This is a genomic window from Bacteroidota bacterium, from assembly GCA_016711505.1.
Taxonomy (GTDB): Bacteria; Bacteroidota; Bacteroidia; order AKYH767-A; family 2013-40CM-41-45; genus JADKIH01.
The window spans coordinates 333,514-351,161 of sequence record JADJSV010000003.1 but is presented as its reverse complement, the minus strand read 5'-3'; the positions used below and the strand labels follow the sequence as shown (position 1 = coordinate 351,161).

Sequence of the window (17,648 nt, the reverse complement as noted above, 5' to 3'; positions counted from 1 at the left end):
TTTCTAATTAAGCTTGTACAGATTTTGTTTTGCCTTTTGCTTTAGCAATTACTTCTTCAGCAAGTGAGCGAGGAGCTTCTGCATAATGAGAGAATTCCATTGTAGAAGATGCACGGCCTGAAGTGATGGTACGAAGTGTAGTCACATAACCGAACATTTCAGAAAGAGGAACTTTCGCTTTGATAACCTGAGCACCTGCACGAGTATCCATTCCTTCTAACTGTCCACGACGTTTGTTAAGGTCACCCATAACATCACCCATGTAAAGATCCGGAGTTACAACTTCCACTTTCATGATAGGCTCCATCAATGTAGCTTTTGCTTTAGGAGCAGCTTCACGGAAACCGATCTTCGCACAAATCTCGAAAGACAATGCATCTGAATCGACTGCGTGGAATGAACCGTCAAACAATCTTACTTTCATTTGTTCGATCTGGAATCCGGCAAGAACACCAGTGCCCATTGCAGAATCAAATCCTTTTTGAATTGAAGGAATAAATTCACGTGGAATAGAACCACCTGTGATTTCATTTACGAACTGAAGTCCTGTGTTTCCTTTTTCCAGCCACTCAGCATCACACGGAGAGATCTCGAATTGGATATCGGCAAATTTACCACGACCACCTGTTTGTTTCTTATAAACTTCACGGTGAGTTGCGCTACCGAATAGAGCTTCTTTATAGTTAACCTGAGGAGCACCCTGGTTACATTCAACTTTAAATTCACGACGAAGACGGTCAACGATGATCTCAAGGTGAAGCTCGCCCATTCCGCTGATTACGGTCTGACCAGAATCTTCATCTGTGTTCACACGGAACGTAGGATCTTCTTCAGCAAGTTTTGCTAAAGCCATACCTAATTTATCAACGTCAGCCTGAGTTTTTGGCTCGATCGCTAATCCGATTACCGGAGCAGGGAAAGTCATTGACTCAAGAACGATCGGGAAAGCAGGATCGCAAAGTGTATCACCTGTTTTGATCTCTTTAAAACCAACTGCTGCACCAATATCACCGGCTTCGATAAAATCGATCGGAGATTGTTTGTTTGCATGCATACGGATGATACGGGAGATACGCTCATTCTTATTTGAACGGGAGTTCAATACATAAGAACCTGCATCAAGACGACCAGAATAAACACGGAAGAAAGCCAGACGACCCACAAATGGATCAGTCATGATCTTAAATGCAAGAGCAGAAAATTTCTCTTTTGCATCAGCTCTACGCTCTTCAGGAGCATCTGTATTTGGATTGATACCTGAAATTGAAGGCACATCCATAGGAGATGGTAAATATTGGATAACGGCATCAAGCATCGCCTGAACACCTTTATTTTTAAATGCAGAACCACAAAGAAGAGGAGTGATCTTCATAGCGATCGTAGCTTTACGGATCGCAATACGAAGTTCATCTTCAGTGATGCTATTCGGATCTTCGAAGAATTTCTCCATCAAACGATCATCGAATTCAGCAACTGCTTCCACAAGATTAGCACGCCAGTGATTTACATCAGCGATCATATCCATTGGAATAGGCACTTCATCAAATGTTGCACCTTTAGTTGCATCATGCCAGATGATGGCTTTGTTCATGATAAGATCTACAACACCTGTAAACATATCTTCAGCACCGATTGGTAATTGAAGAGGAACAGGATTTCCATGAAGACGTTCTTTTACCTGAGCAACAACGTTAAGGAAGTTTGCACCGGCACGGTCCATTTTGTTAACGAAACCGATACGAGGTACCAGGTATTTATTCATCTGACGCCATACTGTCTCAGACTGAGGCTCAACTCCACCTACAGCACAAAAAAGAGCAACGGCTCCGTCAAGTACACGTAATGAACGCTCTACCTCTACGGTAAAGTCAACGTGACCCGGAGTGTCAATGATGTTTACTTTATATTGTTCGTTTAAATAATCCCAGTAAGTAGTCGTGGCAGCCGATGTAATTGTGATCCCACGCTCTTGCTCCTGAACCATCCAGTCCATAGTAGCAGCACCTTCGTGCACTTCACCGATCTTGTGTACTTTTCCTGTATAGTAAAGCACACGTTCAGTTGTAGTAGTCTTACCTGCATCAATGTGAGCAGAGATACCTATGTTGCGAGTATGTAATAATTCTTTTGACATTTGATTATTTTTCCGTTAATCATAACGATAGTTTTCTTTTCGCGATAACAGGACACTTTGAATGATCATTTTACTTTCAGCTTTCGCTGCGACATTCAGTTATCCGGTCTAATTCCTTGCACGTTACTGCGGCAAGTCAGTGGTTATCTTAAAAAAAAGAACTACTTGTTATTTTGTTTTTCCGTTTCCCTTTTACCGGCTCCGGCACTCTCTCTGCCCACTGGCAGATTTTCACTCTTCACTTTTCACTCTTTCGATTCTCTTCACTCTTAACTCGAATATTATGCTCTGAAATGCGAGAAAGCCTTATTCGCTTCTGCCATTCTGTGCGTATCTTCTTTTTTCTTTACTGCTGCACCTTCACCTTTAGAAGCTGCGATGATCTCTCCTGCCAATTTTTCCGCCATTGATTTCTCATTACGGTTACGGCTATAAGAGATCAACCATTTAATTGTTAAAGCAACGCGACGATCAGGACGAATTTCGCTTGGGATCTGGAATGTTGCTCCACCTACACGACGGCTTTTCACCTCTACTGTAGGCATTACGTTTGTCATTGCCTTTTTCCAAACATCAAGACCTGTTTCTTTAGTCTTTTCTTCAACACGGTTGATAGCTGCATAAAAAATTCCGTATGCAGTACTTTTGTTCCCACCGTACATTAGGTTATTCACGAAACGTGTTACCAGAGTATCATGAAAAATGGGATCCGGTAATAAAATTCTCTTCTTTGGTTTCGACTTACGCATTTACTTATTTATTGAAGTATTCGGTTTACTTTAATTTAATTATTTCTTTTTTGCCGGAGCTGCCGGTGCACCTGGTTTAGGACGTTTAGTTCCGTATTTACTACGTTGCTGTCTGCGGCCTTCAACACCTGCTGTATCCAGAGTTCCACGGATAATGTGGTAACGAACACCCGGTAGATCTTTAACACGACCACCACGGATCATTACGATACTGTGTTCCTGAAGATTGTGACCTTCTCCGGGAATATATGCAGTAACCTCAAATTTGTTCGTTAAACGAATACGGGCAACTTTACGCATCGCCGAATTCGGCTTTTTTTGGAGTCGTTGTGTACACACGTGTACAAACACCACGACGCTGTGGACATGAAGCCAAAGCGGGTGATTTACTTTTATCAATCAGTTTTGAGCGTCCTTTGCGAACTAACTGCTGTATCGTAGGCATTCTTCGAGGTGATTACTGTTAAACTCTGTTTAATTATTATTCGAAATCCCCCTTTTTTGGGGAATGCAAAGGTAATCTTAAGTTCTTATTTACCAAATAGTGTTGATAAAATATTTTAAACAAATTGAAAAGAATGAATTAGTGCCACTTTAAACGATAAAAACGCCATAATTCAAAGTCCTGAATTCTAAAAAATATTTTGAAAAAATCAGAAAAAAAGAGTTTTGCTGAAAGTTGAGTAAAAAGGAAAAGCCGGCGTCTAAAATTGCCGGCTTTCTTTTATAGTTTTTGTACAAAAATCGATAAAAAACGGAATGTGCTGATTTTAAGCTACTTTCAGTTTATTTGCATTCGTTTTAGCAAATTTTTCTTTAGCATAAGCCAGGGTTACTACAAATTCTTTGGAATTGCCTTTCGAAGTAGGTAATTCAAACATTGCATCCAATAAAATGGCTTCACAGATCGATCGCAATCCACGGGCTCCCAATTTGAATTCGAAGGCTTTATCAACAATAAAATCGAGTACGCTTTTATCCAGCTCCAGCTTAATTCCTTCCAGATCAAACAGTTTCTCGTATTGTTTCAATAATGCATTTTTAGGCTCCGTCAATATTGAACGCAAGGTCACTTTGTCAAGTGGATCCAGATGAGTAACAACCGGCAAACGACCGATCAATTCCGGAATGATTCCAAATGATTTCAGATCGACCGGACTGATATACTGGAGATAATTGGCTTTATCGAAATGATCACCATCACGACCGGTTTTATAACCGATAGCATTGGTCATCAGACGTTTGGCGATTTTTTTCTCAATTCCGTCAAAAGCGCCTCCGCAAATGAAAAGGATATTATGAGTATCCATTGCAATCATCTTCTGCTCCGGATGTTTACGACCTCCCTGCGGTGGAACATTTACTATGGAACCTTCAAGAAGTTTCAGAAGTGCCTGTTGAACCCCCTCACCGCTGACATCTCTGGTGATCGATGGGTTATCACTTTTGCGGGCGATCTTATCGATCTCATCAATATATACAATTCCACGTTCAGCAGAAGCGACATCATAATCTGCCGACTGCAACAAACGTGTTAAGATACTTTCAACATCTTCACCAACATATCCGGCTTCAGTTAAAACTGTAGCATCAGCGATACAAAACGGTACGTTCAGCATTTTTGCAATTGACCGGGCAAGTAATGTTTTACCGGTACCGGTCTCACCAACAAGAATGATATTCGATTTTTCAATCTCAATTTCATCCTGCTTTTTGATCTTGCTTGAAATTCGTTTGTAGTGATTATAAACTGCAACCGCTAAAACTTTTTTCGCATCATCCTGTCCGATCACATATTGATCAAGAAACTTTTTTATTTCGACAGGCTTCAGCAAAGTCATGTGTGAGTTGATAGTGTTTTTCAACTTACTATTCATCTCATCATTCAAAATATTCTGGGCTTGCTGAATACACTGATCACAAATATGACCTGTAATTCCTGCTATAAGGACGTAGGTTTCGCTTTTATCGCGACCACAAAATGAGCACTTTATTTCTTTCTGATTTTTCATTCGAACAAGGAACTTTTTTCAACAGTAAAATTAAACGCAATTTAGTCAAAATAGTTTGAATACCTCAAAAAAATAGCCTTCTCTCATACACTTTCTTCAATGTGTTGAGTTTTAAACAAAAACAACATCTAATACTGTGTTATTTTTTTTGTTTGGGGTGTTTCTCTCCCCCCCCCCCCCACCCCCCCCCCCCCCGCGCGGGGGGGGGGGAAACCCCCCCCGCGGGGCGTTTTTTTACTCCCTTTGGCATAAAACTATTTACAAAAAGACCCCCCAAAATCGTTTTGAAATAATAAAAATTATTTCTTTCTTGTCAACACCTCATCAATCATTCCATATTCTTTTGCTTCTTCAGCTGTCATCCAGTAATCACGATCAGAATCTTTCCATACTTTATCGAACTCTTGTCCTGAATGAGATGCAATGATCTCATACAATTCCTTTTTCAATTTCTGAATTTCTCTTGCTGTGATTTCAATATCGGAAGCTTGTCCTTCAGCACCACCCATTGGCTGGTGAATCATGATCCGTGCATGTTTTAATGCAGCACGCTTTCCTTTAGCACCTGCACACATTAATACAGCACCCATAGAGGCCGCCATACCTGTACAGATCGTTGCAATGCTTGGTTGAATAAATTGCATTGTATCATAGATACCAAGACCTGCATAAACAGATCCACCCGGACTGTTCAGATAGATCTGAATATCTTTCTTTGCATCGACTGATTCGAGAAATAAAAGTTGTGCCTGAATGATGTTAGACACATAGTCATTGATTCCCACACGAAGGAGGATGATACGATCCATCATCAGACGTGAAAACACATCCATTGTTGCAATGTTCAACTGTCGTTCTTCTATAATTGTAGGAGAAATGTAATCTGCTCTGACTGCAGAAACGAAACTGTCAACTGAATGGCTACCTATTCCACGATGCTTAACAGCGTACTTACGAAATTCATCTGCGTAATTCATAATTTGTTTTTTAAGTTTATTCTGAAATTAAAGACGGCGAAATGACCAAAATATTTCAGCAGTCCAAAATTAATTAGCCGATCAAGACTGTTTGCTGAAGGGGGAATTAGTTTTCAACAGTCCTACGCACGATTCAGGTTGCAGGTTGCAAATAATTAGGTTTGCTGGTTTCAAAGGTTAAAGGTTGGCTTTGCGAACCTGTCAAGCCAACTTTGAACTTTGAACTTTGAACTTTGAACATAAAAAAAGGCCGATACTCTGTACCGGCCTTCCTTTTTTCTCTATTCTCGACTCTTAGTGATGATGTTCCACTTCATGTTGTGTCTTCTCATTCATCTTATCGACCCATTCCTGATATGGCATTTCAATCATATCAAGTTTGATTTCTTTTTTCAAAACATCAAAGACCTTATTATCGCGGATGATACGTTCAACTCTTTCGCCGTTATTTTCAGACTGGAGATAATTATTTGCCAGTTCCGTAAGTTTTTCATCTTCGGGAGCCGGTACGCCATATTGTGAGAATTGCTGAATAACCATTTGTTTTGCGACTTCATTTACTTCTTCAGGACTTACTTGTACATTGTTTGCACTTGCAATTTTCTCCTGAACAAGGTTCCATCGAAGATCTTCAGAAATATGGTAATAGTCGTGATCAAAAGTGTGCTCATCAACTTCTTTTTCCTGATTTGCTTTCAGCATTCTTTTCAGAAATTCATCCGGCAATGGAAAAGAATTATTTTCAAGATACATTAACTTCATATCCTTACGAAGTTTCTTATCACTCTCTTTTTCGAAATAAGATGCAATACCTTCACGGATCTTCGTTCTGAATTCATCTTCAGTCGAAACAACTCCCGGACCGAATAACTTGTCGAACAATTCCGGATTCAATTCTGCTTTTTCAACTTTATTAACAGTCATTATTGTAAAGCGATATGCAGAATGCAATGCAGGACTGTCTTTATCCACTTTCAACAATGCTGAAACTTCAGCTTCGCTATTGAAAGTATCCACTGGAGTAAAATCAATCGTATCTTCTTTTTTCAAGCCGATAAATTTCGATCTTTTGTCTGCATCGGTGATCATTTCTAAAGATAAAGTAGTCGTTGTTTTATTTCCACCTTCTTTTATTTGTCTGTCTTCATCAAGTTCATTGAATTCACCATAAAATATAGTTGTCTCATCCGATACTTCCGGATTAGAGAACTTACCATAACGACGGCGAACGTCATTAATATCGTCTTCTACCATTTTATCATCAATCTTAACAAGGTAGTAAGGGATCTTTGTAGCAGGAGTTACGACATTGAACGATGGAGCCAGACCCACTTCATATTCAAATTTAAAATCGCGGCCATCTTCAAAGATGATCTCGCTGGAAGCTCGTTTAGGAAGCGGCGAGCCAAGGACTTCGATCTTATTAGAGTAGATATATTTCCCCAGTTCTTCACTCAGCATGCGGTTCAATTCTTCAACTAAGACAGCCTTACCATACATTTTTTTCACCATACCAATTGGCACATGTCCGGGACGGAATCCGGGTACTTTTGCTGTCTTAACATAGTTACGGAGAACATTATTCACCCGACCTTGATAATCTTCAGGCTTTAGTTCAATGGAAATGATCGCATTTAAATCGTCGATCTGGCTTTTAGAAATATTCATGATGAATGGGTTTAAACACAAAATCCCGAAATATTCGGGATTTTTGAGGTTAAAGTTAGTGCGGGCGGAGGGAGTCGAACCCACACGGTTGCCCGCTAGATCCTAAGTCTAGTGCGTCTGCCAGTTTCGCCACGCCCGCGATTAACAATATTATTTAGAAGAACGTTTCTTTCAAAACGGGACGCGAAGATACATTAAAATAATCTGAAACTCCAACACATAATTTATGGAAAAAATGATTTTCCCGATCTTTCTATAAATTGTATCATTGACCGAACGTTACTTATAAATAAACGCTACTGATTTTGAGATTTTTAAGGTCAAAAAATCCATCTTTACTTTCAGATGAAGAACTCATCACTGATTTCCGCAAGACAGGTAATCCTTCCATAATTGGAGTATTATTCGATCGTTACAGTCACCTTGTTTATGGAGTAAGCTATAATTACCTGAAAGATGAAGAAGATTGTAAGGACGCTGTTCTGCATATTTTTGAAAATCTTGGTCGCGACCTGAACAGGTATGATATCAAAAACTTTTCTTCCTGGTTACATGTCGTTACAAAAAATCATAGTTTACGTCAGCTTTCAAAACGTAAAGAAACTACACCTCTCTCCTATCAGTCTGAATTGGTAGAAGAAGAAGAATCTATTCCTGAGTTCAATGTTCATTTGCCGAACCTATCAGTGGCAATCGATCAACTCAACTCTGAACAAAAGCTATGCATTGAATTATTCTATATACAGGAACTATCGTATAAAGAAATTACAGAGAAGACAGGATTTAATCTTAATCAGGTTAAAAGTTTTATTCAGAACGGAAAAAGAAATTTGAAATTAATCTTATTGCATAAAAAATAAAGTGGAGAATCATTCATCAAAATATCGTCACCTAACCGGAGAAGAGATCTTTGCTTATCACAGCAAACAGCTTTCACCTCAGGAAATGCACCGCATGGAGAAACACATGCAGGAGTGTTCTTTCTGTGAAGAGGCTATGAACGGTGTTTCACAAATGGACGATTCACTTAAGTCAGCCAACATCATCCGTGACCTCCGCAAAAAAGGAAGAAAAAAATTCAACACAAAGAAAAGTGTCTTTGACTTTATCGGAATAAACAATTTGATCGTTTTGCTTTTTGTTATCGGAATGTTGATTTTTGTGGCTGTGCTTCTAATGCGGCTTAAGTAGTTTCTTTCAGACGGTGATTTTATTGTCTGCATGGTCCGGACTTGTGTGGTAAATCAGGTCAAAGGTCAAAGGTCAGAGGTCACGCGTTGATGTGATGTTATTACTTATTTTAAAATGTCACTAAAAGTCAGACTACTCGAAAAAAATTTTAGTACCCATGACCTTTGACCCTTGACCTCTGACCTTCTAACTAAATACTCAAGCATTATCCAACAAAATAAAATCGGCTTGTAACTTATGACTTACCTTACCATGCACCGCACAATTCCGTATCTTCGCATCACCAAAAAACATTTATGTTTAAAATTGATCCCAAAGAAATAAAAACAGGAGTGCTGCATAGTTATATGTTGGCCGCAATTGCACCGCGTCCGATTGCATTTGCGAGCACGATCGATAAAGACGGCAATATGAATCTTGCGCCGTTCAGTTTCTTTAATGCCTTTGGGAGTAACCCGCCTACAGTAGTCTTTTCACCTGCGCGGCGCGTGCGTGACAATACAATTAAGCATACGCTTGAAAATATTTACGAAACAAAAGAAGTTGTCATCAATGTTGTGAACTATGCAATGGTGCATCAAATGTCACTTGCAAGTACAGAATATCCAAAAGGAGTTTCTGAATTTATCAAGGCTGGCTTTACTCCGGTTAAATCCGAACTCATCCGTCCATACAGAGTAAAAGAATCACCGGTTCAGATGGAATGCAAAGTTGTTGAGGTGAAAGAAATGGGTGATCAGGGAGGTGCAGCAAACCTGATCATTTGCGAAATACTATTGATGCATATTGATAAAAGTGTTCTGAACGAAGACAATAAAATTGATGCTCACAAGATCGATCTTGTTGCAAGAATGGGCGGTGATCTTTATTGCAGAGCTTCAGGAAATGCAATCTTCGATGTTGCAAAACCAAACAGTTCATTGGGAATGGGAATCGATCAGTTACCGGAATCTATTCGGAACAGTACTATACTTACTGGCAATAATTTAGGGCAGCTTGGAAACGTCATTCACTTGCCGGATCATACTGAAATAGAAGAATTCCGCAGACGTGATTTCATGAAAGAGTTATTTACAAGATATGGTCATGATGAAAGTACGCTGCAAAGGAAACTGCACGAATTAGCCAAGACCCTTCTCGAACAAAAGCATGTTGAAGAAGCATGGAAAGTGTTGCTTTGTTTGAACAAATAATTTATGTAGGTTTGAAAAATGTCAAACGGTTTTTTCACAAGTGTCCTGCTTCAACTTACAATTGAATACTGGTATTTTACATTGATTGCCTTGCTTCTCAAATTTGCTCTTATCCGTTTTATCACAACAGATACAAGTTTGAAGGCCACTGCTATGTTCTTCACAGGAACTTTTGTCTTCTTTGCATTTGCTTCCATAGGTGGTTTTATTTTTTCATCTGTCAATTTAATGCTGATCCCATTTCTCATGTTTGCTCTTGCGCTGACTATGGAAACTGTTGTATGCATTTTGGTTTTCAGTACTTCAGGTAAAAGAACTTTTACCCCACTTCTGATCTCTAATTTTATTTTGTTTCTGTTGCTCTTTAGCCAGGTGCTTTAAAAAATCTGCGCAAAATTTGCGAGTTCTGCTGGATTGCTCTTTAGTGTAGTGCTTAAAATGATCTGCGGAAAATCTGCGAGTTCTGCGGGATCTGCGGGAGAAAATTAAGCGCAATTTATTATCCCACAGATCTCGCAAATTCCGCAGGTTTTGCGCAGAAAACAGGTTTGCTGACCAACAAAAAAATCAACATTAAAAACTTTGGCACACGAATTGGAATTGCCCCCGAAACAATTAAAATCCAATTTTATGAAAAAGGTAATCTTTACTCTACTCATCCAGATTCTTGTAACAATATCTGTAGCGCATGCGCAAGGATCTGTATTAAATCTGCGCACGACCGGTAATTATCTTTTTGCTGTTCAGGTAGACCATCAACACGTAAGTGCTCCCGACAGAAATTTTACAATTCAAAATCTTAATCCGGGCAATCATTTTGTAAGAATATTCAAAACAAGAGCCGGACACAACTTACGAGAAGTATACAGTGGATATGTAAACGTCCCTTTCAATTCAGCAGTAAATGCAGTCTATGAAAGAACCGGAAGGATCCGAATCGTAAATATTCTTGCTCTTGCTCCGGCATATACTTATCCTGACAACCATTGCAACAATCCATACCAGACACAGGTAGTTTATCAAAATGCCATTACACCAATCTGTGATTCAGAATTCAATCAACTCTTGAATACTCTAAATAATATCAACTTCGATAGTTCACGATTGAATGTTTCGAAACAAATTATTTCTGATAAATATCTGTCAACAGATCAGGTAATAAGGATCTTGAACTTATTCACTTTCGATTCCAGCCGACTGGAATTTGCAAAATTCGCATACGGAAGAACAGTAGACCGTAACCGATACTTTCAGACCTACAACTCTTTTACGTTCAATAGCAGTGTGGATGAGTTGAGTGATTATATAGCGAGATATTCTTAAAGGTCAGAGGTCAGAGGTCAGAGGTCAGAGGTCAAAGGTCAAAGGTCAAAGGTCAAAGGTCAAAGGTCAAAGGTCAAAGGTCAAAGGGCAAAGGTCAAAAAAGATAAAGCCCGAAAAAATTTCGGGCTTTATCTTTTTTATTTATGGCTTAAGGTAAACGTATAAGGTCTTAATTTACTTGACCTTTGACCTTCTTTTTGACTCTTAACTTTGACCTTCTTAAAACAATCCGTTAATCTCAGCATTGATCTTATTGATGATCTTGCCCATGTCTTCCTGGTTGTCGGCGAAATTGAGGTCATCGATATCAATGATCAGAAGTTTTCCTGAATCGTAAGTGGAGATCCATGCCTCATAACGCTCGTTAAGACGTTTCAGATAATCGATGCGGATAGAATTTTCATAATCACGACCACGACGGCTGATCTGGTTTACAAGTGTAGGAACACTTGCACGCAGATAGATCAAAAGATCGGGAGGTGAAACGAATTTTGTCATCACTGTAAAAAGTGACTGGTAATTATTAAAATCACGGGTCGTCATCAGCCCCATTGAATGGAGATTTGGCGCAAAGATGTGAGCATCTTCGTAAATAGTTCTGTCCTGAATAACAGTTTTGCCACTCTGACGAATTTTTGCAATTTGTTCAAAGCGTGAGTTCAGGAAATAAATCTGAAGATTGAACGACCAGCGTTGCATATCTTCATAAAAGTCGTTCAGGTAAGGATTTTCATCAACATCTTCATAATGTGCTTCCCATTTCATGTTTTTGGAAAGAAGATTAGTAAGAGTTGTTTTACCGGCACCGATATTTCCTGCAATTGCAATGTGCAGCGGAGCTAATTGTTTTTTCGTTGGCGCATATTTCTCTGTAGATTTTACAGGTGCTGCCTTTGCAGTTGATTTGGTTGTTGATTCAGACTTCACGGTAGATTTATGATTCGTTTTCCGCAATGAAATGCTTTTAGAAGCCATGGGGATATTGTTTGGTTTGGTTTAGGTTAAGTTCGTGTCTATTCAGAATAAAGTGCTAAAGCTAAAAAGAATAAAAACTCAGTGAGTCACTTGTTAATAAATAAAGTTGCTGACCTTCGATTCTTGCATTTAAAATTGAATCATGAACCGGAAGTAAAACTTCCTGTTCAGCAGCAGTTTTGGAATCATATCTAAACAATTTATTCTCTTTTACAAAGAGAATATTCTGATCGATCACTTGAAACGACTTCAGCCCTTTGAATGGCAATAATTTGTAATATGTACCGAAAAGGTCAAATACTAAAATACCATTTTCCGGATCACTCATATAAACAAATCCGGAACCTTCTGTGAGAAAACGAGGTTGTACTTTGTATCCTAATACCTGTGTAAGATTACCACTCTGATAGGCGATCTGCAGATTGAGGTCAAGCTTTTTCAACTGATCATCATCGTTATCGTAGATCCAGTACCCGCCGTTTTCAGAACCACATGCCACAATTGGTTGATTGATCTCTGATGCTCTCAGATTGATTGAAGATTGCTCTGCAAGCTTATTGTTCAAGACAACTAATTGTGCAAAGTCGGGATAGAACATCAGAATCTTCATTGGGTTTGACGCATCAATACTTCTAATACTCCCGAGATTATTCCTGCTGAAATTTGCAATTGGCTTGCCATTTGGATCGAATTGCAGTAATTGATTTCCAATTATCACATAAGTGTTTCCCAGCTTATCAGTTGTCAGAAAAGAAAGATTTGAGAAAGGAATTGAATTTATCTGATGATAATCGCCGGTTGCGGCGCAACAAAGGACAAACAAAATTAATACCTGAATTCTTTTTACGAGCATCTGTCTGATCAAATATTTACTTTCTTCAACACGGCCTCAATTTCTTCAATAAAATCTCTGTCATTACTTAATCGCGGAACTTTGTGTTGACCACCTAACTTACCTTTACTCTTCATCCATTCATAAAACGAACCGCAAGGCAATAATTTAACAATTGGTAAGCGAAGTGCAATATCTTTATATCGCTTCGCCTCATAATCTGAATTAAGTGATTTCAAGGCATTGTCAAGAACATTTGTGAAATACTCCAGACTCATCGGCGATTTTTCAAATTCGATCAACCATTCGTGTGCTCCATTTTGTTTTTCAGAAAAGTATATTGGAGCAACTGTGTAATCTTTCACAATGGAACTGGTTTTTTCACATGCAATTCTGATCGCCTGATCTGTATTCTCAATGATCACTTCTTCGCCAAAAGCATTGACGAACAATTTTGTTCTTCCGGTAATTTTAATTCTGAAGGGATACTTTGATGTGAACTTCACAGTATCGCCAATTACATAACGCCATAGTCCGGCATTTGTTGAAATGACCAGTGCATAATTTTTATTCAACTCAACTTCACCAAGGGAAATTGTTTTTGGATTTTCTTTTCCATATTCTTCCATCGGCATAAATTCATAGAATACGCCATAGTCGAGCATCAATAGCATCTCTTCAGAATCAAGCTGATCCTGAATTCCGAAAAATCCTTCTGAAGCATTATAAGTTTCTACGTAATTGAATTTATCGGATGGAATGAGTTGTTTGAATTGATCCTTGTAAGGAGTAAAGCTTACAGCTCCATGAATAAACAATTCAAGATTCGGCCAGACTTCCAGAAGATTTTTCTTTCCTGTTACTTCCAGAATTCTTTTTGCCAGTACAACAGTCCATGTAGGGACACCGCTGATATTAGTTACATTTTCAGCCACTGTTGCAGCGACCATTTTTTCTATCTTCTCTTCCCATTTCTCCATCAATGCAATTGATAGTTCGGGGGTTCTGATCAGTTGTGCCCAGAATGGCATGTTCTGCATAAGGATCGCAGAGATATCGCCATAAAATGATTCTGTATTCTCAATATTCAAATGATGACTTCCGCCAAGGGTTAATCCTTTGCCTGAAAAAATCTGTGTATTGGGATTGTTATTGCAATAAATTGAGATCAGATCCTTTCCACCTTTGAAATGGCATTCTTCCATTGCTTCAGTGCTGACCGGAATAAATTTACTTTTTCCGGCAGTAGTTCCTGATGACTTTGCAAACCATTTTATATCAGAAGGCCAGAGAATATTTTGTTCTCCAGCCATAAGTCTGTCAATGCACGGCTTTATCGATTCATAATTCTGAATCGGAACTCTGTTTTTAAATTCTTCATAATTGTGAATACTTTTAAAATCATATTTGATTCCCCATTCAGTATTTTTTGCTGACTCTATCAATCTGAAAAACCAATCTTGCTGTACCTCCATAGGATACTTCATAAAAAGCTCAATCTGATGAATGCGCTTTTTCATGATCCAGCTAATGATTGAATTGATAATAGCCATACTATTTTTTAATTATGCACTGACAGCATCCATATCTTTACTGATCTTCTTTACCAGTCCCTGCAAAACTTTTCCCGGACCAACTTCAATGAAGCGAGTTGCGCCATCGGTGACCATATTCTGAATAGTTTGTGTCCATCGTACAGGTGCGGTAAGCTGAGCGATCAGATTTTCTTTTATTTTGGCAGCATCCGTTTCCGGCATTGCATGAACATTCTGATAGATCGGACAGACAGGAGTTTTTATTTCAACGGCAGCGATTGCAGCAGCAAGTTCAGCGCGAGCGGGCTCCATAAAAGGTGAATGAAATGCACCACCTACAGGAAGTACTAAAGCTCGTTTTGCACCGGCAGCTTTCATTTTTTCGCACGCTATATTAATTCCGTTTATCGAACCACTGATCACTAATTGACCGGGACAGTTATAGTTTGCAGCGACAACTATTTCACCGCTTGCAGAAACTTCAGCACAAATATCTTCAACGATCTTATCATCGAGGTTTAAGATCGCAGCCATTGTCGATGGATTTATTTCACACGCTTTTTGCATTGCAAATGCACGGGCTTTCACAAGTCTTAATCCGTCTTCAAATGACAAAGCTTTTGCAGAAACGAGGGCAGAGAATTCTCCGAGTGAATGTCCTGCAACCATATCCGGCTGAAACGAACTTCCTAACGAATGAGCGAGAATAACTGAATGCAGGAAAATTGCAGGCTGCGTTACTTTTGTTTGCTTAAGATCTTCTTCAGTACCGGAAAACATCAATTCAGAAATGGAATATCCTAAAATCTCATTTGCAGATTCAAACATTCCTTTTGCATCAGAATTTGACTCATAAAGATCTTTTCCCATTCCCGGAAACTGAGAACCCTGTCCTGGAAATAAATAGGCTGTTTTCATAGCTTGTTTTTGTTCTTGAATTGGTAGCTAAGATGGTGAAATTTTTGGAAGTAAGCAAGGTGGGAGTTACTTGTAAAGGCTTGAGGTGTTTTTTTTAAATGTTGCAGGTTACAGGTTACAGGTTACAGGTTGCGAACCTGAAACCTAAAACCTGTAACCTGCAACGGCAATAAATAAAGCCAAAAAAAAATGGCCACTCATCGCGGCCATTTTTAAAAACTTTTATCAAAAAATTATTTTCTTGAACCAAACAATCTCAGCAATGCTAAGAAAAGATTGATGAAATCAAGGTATAGAGTTAACGCACCCATGATAGACATTTTAGCAGTAGATTCTGAACCTGCTTCTGAAGTTGCACCGATCTCTTTTAGTTTTTGTACATCATAAGCAGTTAAGCCTGTGAAGACAATTACCGAAATGAAACTGATCACATACGACATTGTATCACTTCTGAGGAACATATTTACTACTGCAGCGATGATGATTCCAAACAATGCCATCATGAGCAGTGAACCCATTTTAGTAAGATCTGTTTTAGTTGTATAGCCAACTAATGCCATTAATCCGAACATTGCAGCTGATACTGAAAAGATCACATACACACTTGCAGTCGTATAGGCAAGGAATATGAAACTAAGACTCATTCCCATTATTACTGCATAGATCAGGAACAGTGCAGTTAATGCAGTAGATGATAGTCGTTGAAATCCAAAGCTCATCAAAAGCACAAAACCAATTGGAGCGAACATTACGAAATATCCTAATCCATTTAATTTTCCTGTTGCTTCATTGATCAGATAACTTAAGTAAGACATGTCTGTCCCAAATACATAAGCAGTAACAGCAGAAATTGCAAGTGCAACACCCATCCATGAAAATACACTCGCAATGAATGTTTTCGATACGGATGAAGTATCTACTGTTGATTGTTGCTGAATAGAGTTAAAACTCCAATTATTGTTTTCCATATTTTTGTTTGAATTTATCAGTTCAGATATTCGATACAAATATACAATTTGTAATTCTTACTGCATTTGTCAAATTTCGTTCCGAATGGCAGAATTATGAAAGTTTGGCAGAAATTAACCTGAAAAACTCAGCTCTGGTCTTTTCATGCTCAAATTCTCCTGTAAAAGCCGACGTAGTGGCAACGGAATTTTGCTTCTGAATTCCACGCATCAGCATACAAAGATGTTTTGCTTCAATTACAACTGCTACACCAAGTGGTTTCAATGTGTCCTGAATACAATCCCGGATCTCAGTTGTCAGGCGTTCCTGTACTTGCAGACGACGGGCGAAAGCATCTACGACCCTCGGAATTTTACTAAGTCCTACGATTTTCCCATCAGGAATATACGCAATGTGTGCTTTCCCAAAGAATGGTAAAAGATGATGCTCGCACATAGAGTAAAGTTCAATGTCTTTAATGAGAACCATCTGCCGGTATTCATCTGTAAAAAGAGCGGAACGCAGAATCTGTTCAGGATTCTGATCATAACCATTCGTTAAAAACTGAATAGCTTTTGCCGCACGTTCAGGAGTTTTAAGAAGTCCTTCACGCTGTGAATCTTCACCAACGAGATTAATAATTTCCCGGTAATGCTTAGAGATTGATTCAACGAGTTTCGGGTTGAAATGATCGATCTTGGTATAACCGATCGATTCGTCGTTTTCTAAATAGTTTTCTGCCATAATAGTTTCTTAAACACCAAAGTATTCAACAAAGTTTTTATCCGTCTCTTGTAATTTTATAGAATGCAAGGTACAGCCAAGTGAACTGATCGGTTTATGAATCTGATTCCAAAATTCAATGGCCAGAATTTCTGTTGAACTAAACTTATATTTCATAAAATCGACATCAGCATTTATATTCTTATGGTCGACTTTGTCGAGAATATATTGTTTTATGACCTCGCTTACATCAGTAAGATTGGTAACGAAACCCGTTTCCGGATTTACCTCGCCTTTGACCGTCACCCATAGGATGTAATTATGACCATGCCAGTTCGGATTGGCGCATTTGCCAAATACTTCAAGGTTTTTTTCTTCAGACCAATCTTTGCGTGATAATTTATGGGCAGCACTAAAGGTCTCTTTTCTAGTAATATAGATCATTTTGTAAAGATAACGGCTGCAAAGAT

17 protein-coding genes, 1 tRNA gene and 1 pseudogene are annotated in these 17,648 nt (G+C 38.8%); 5 read left to right on the top strand and 14 right to left on the bottom strand.

The window, feature by feature from the left end; genetic code table 11:
- Positions 1–7: 7 nt before the first annotated feature.
- The 7 genes and pseudogenes from fusA to IPL24_07340 form a co-directional block, all read right to left on the bottom strand.
- A complete protein-coding gene (gene fusA, locus IPL24_07370; GenBank protein ID MBK8363502.1) occupies positions 8–2,134 on the bottom strand; it encodes an elongation factor G in 2,127 nt (708 codons plus the stop codon).
- 281 nt (positions 2,135–2,415) lie between these two features.
- Complete coding sequence (gene rpsG, locus IPL24_07365; GenBank protein ID MBK8363501.1) at positions 2,416–2,883, bottom strand: 30S ribosomal protein S7; 468 nt, start codon at positions 2,881–2,883, stop codon at positions 2,416–2,418.
- A gap of 39 nt (positions 2,884–2,922) precedes the next feature.
- A pseudogene (locus IPL24_07360) lies at positions 2,923–3,328 on the bottom strand (30S ribosomal protein S12).
- Between the two features lie 325 nt (positions 3,329–3,653).
- Positions 3,654–4,895 (bottom strand): ATP-dependent Clp protease ATP-binding subunit ClpX, encoded by a 1,242-nt coding sequence (gene clpX / locus IPL24_07355; protein MBK8363500.1) that lies wholly within the window; start codon positions 4,893–4,895, stop codon positions 3,654–3,656.
- A gap of 299 nt (positions 4,896–5,194) precedes the next feature.
- Positions 5,195–5,872: an ATP-dependent Clp endopeptidase proteolytic subunit ClpP gene (gene clpP / locus IPL24_07350; protein MBK8363499.1), complete on the bottom strand. Its 678-nt coding sequence runs from the start codon at positions 5,870–5,872 to the stop codon at positions 5,195–5,197.
- Between the two features lie 294 nt (positions 5,873–6,166).
- Positions 6,167–7,540, bottom strand: coding sequence for a trigger factor (gene tig, locus IPL24_07345; GenBank protein MBK8363498.1), 1,374 nt, complete (start codon positions 7,538–7,540; stop codon positions 6,167–6,169).
- Positions 7,541–7,599: 59 nt separating this feature from the next.
- Positions 7,600–7,679, bottom strand: a tRNA-Leu gene (locus IPL24_07340).
- A 166-nt stretch (positions 7,680–7,845) separates the two neighbouring features.
- Here IPL24_07340 and IPL24_07335 point away from each other — a divergent pair.
- The 5 genes from IPL24_07335 to IPL24_07315 all read left to right on the top strand — a co-directional run bounded on the left by IPL24_07335 (position 7,846) and on the right by IPL24_07315 (position 11,247).
- On the top strand, positions 7,846–8,400 hold the full coding sequence (locus IPL24_07335) for a sigma-70 family RNA polymerase sigma factor (GenBank protein MBK8363497.1): 555 nt from the start codon (positions 7,846–7,848) through the stop codon (positions 8,398–8,400).
- A 1-nt stretch (position 8,401) separates the two neighbouring features.
- On the top strand, positions 8,402–8,731 hold the full coding sequence (locus tag IPL24_07330; protein MBK8363496.1) for a hypothetical protein: 330 nt from the start codon (positions 8,402–8,404) through the stop codon (positions 8,729–8,731).
- Between the two features lie 296 nt (positions 8,732–9,027).
- Entirely contained in the window at positions 9,028–9,924 is an 897-nt protein-coding gene (locus IPL24_07325) for a flavin reductase family protein (GenBank protein MBK8363495.1), read from the top strand.
- Positions 9,925–9,942: 18 nt separating this feature from the next.
- Positions 9,943–10,305, top strand: a complete 363-nt coding sequence (locus tag IPL24_07320; GenBank protein ID MBK8363494.1) for a hypothetical protein — start codon at positions 9,943–9,945, stop codon at positions 10,303–10,305.
- Between the two features lie 249 nt (positions 10,306–10,554).
- Complete coding sequence (locus tag IPL24_07315) at positions 10,555–11,247, top strand: DUF4476 domain-containing protein (protein MBK8363493.1); 693 nt, start codon at positions 10,555–10,557, stop codon at positions 11,245–11,247.
- 219 nt (positions 11,248–11,466) lie between these two features.
- Here the strand turns inward: IPL24_07315 and IPL24_07310 are convergent, their stop codons facing one another.
- The 7 genes from IPL24_07310 to IPL24_07280 all read right to left on the bottom strand — a co-directional run bounded on the left by IPL24_07310 (position 11,467) and on the right by IPL24_07280 (position 17,622).
- The gene (locus IPL24_07310) at positions 11,467–12,081 is read right to left on the bottom strand and encodes a deoxynucleoside kinase (protein ID MBK8363492.1); all 615 of its coding nucleotides are present in this window, start codon (positions 12,079–12,081) and stop codon (positions 11,467–11,469) included.
- A gap of 202 nt (positions 12,082–12,283) precedes the next feature.
- Positions 12,284–13,075: a hypothetical protein gene (locus IPL24_07305; protein ID MBK8363491.1), complete on the bottom strand. Its 792-nt coding sequence runs from the start codon at positions 13,073–13,075 to the stop codon at positions 12,284–12,286.
- 8 nt (positions 13,076–13,083) lie between these two features.
- Positions 13,084–14,607: a GH3 auxin-responsive promoter family protein gene (locus tag IPL24_07300; protein ID MBK8363490.1), complete on the bottom strand. Its 1,524-nt coding sequence runs from the start codon at positions 14,605–14,607 to the stop codon at positions 13,084–13,086.
- 12 nt (positions 14,608–14,619) lie between these two features.
- Positions 14,620–15,507: an ACP S-malonyltransferase gene (gene fabD / locus IPL24_07295; protein ID MBK8363489.1), complete on the bottom strand. Its 888-nt coding sequence runs from the start codon at positions 15,505–15,507 to the stop codon at positions 14,620–14,622.
- Between the two features lie 233 nt (positions 15,508–15,740).
- Positions 15,741–16,475, bottom strand: a complete 735-nt coding sequence (locus IPL24_07290) for a Bax inhibitor-1/YccA family protein (protein ID MBK8363488.1) — start codon at positions 16,473–16,475, stop codon at positions 15,741–15,743.
- A 94-nt stretch (positions 16,476–16,569) separates the two neighbouring features.
- Positions 16,570–17,199, bottom strand: a complete 630-nt coding sequence (gene folE / locus IPL24_07285; GenBank protein MBK8363487.1) for a GTP cyclohydrolase I FolE — start codon at positions 17,197–17,199, stop codon at positions 16,570–16,572.
- Positions 17,200–17,208: 9 nt separating this feature from the next.
- Positions 17,209–17,622: a 6-carboxytetrahydropterin synthase gene (locus tag IPL24_07280; protein ID MBK8363486.1), complete on the bottom strand. Its 414-nt coding sequence runs from the start codon at positions 17,620–17,622 to the stop codon at positions 17,209–17,211.
- Positions 17,623–17,648: the final 26 nt, after the last annotated feature.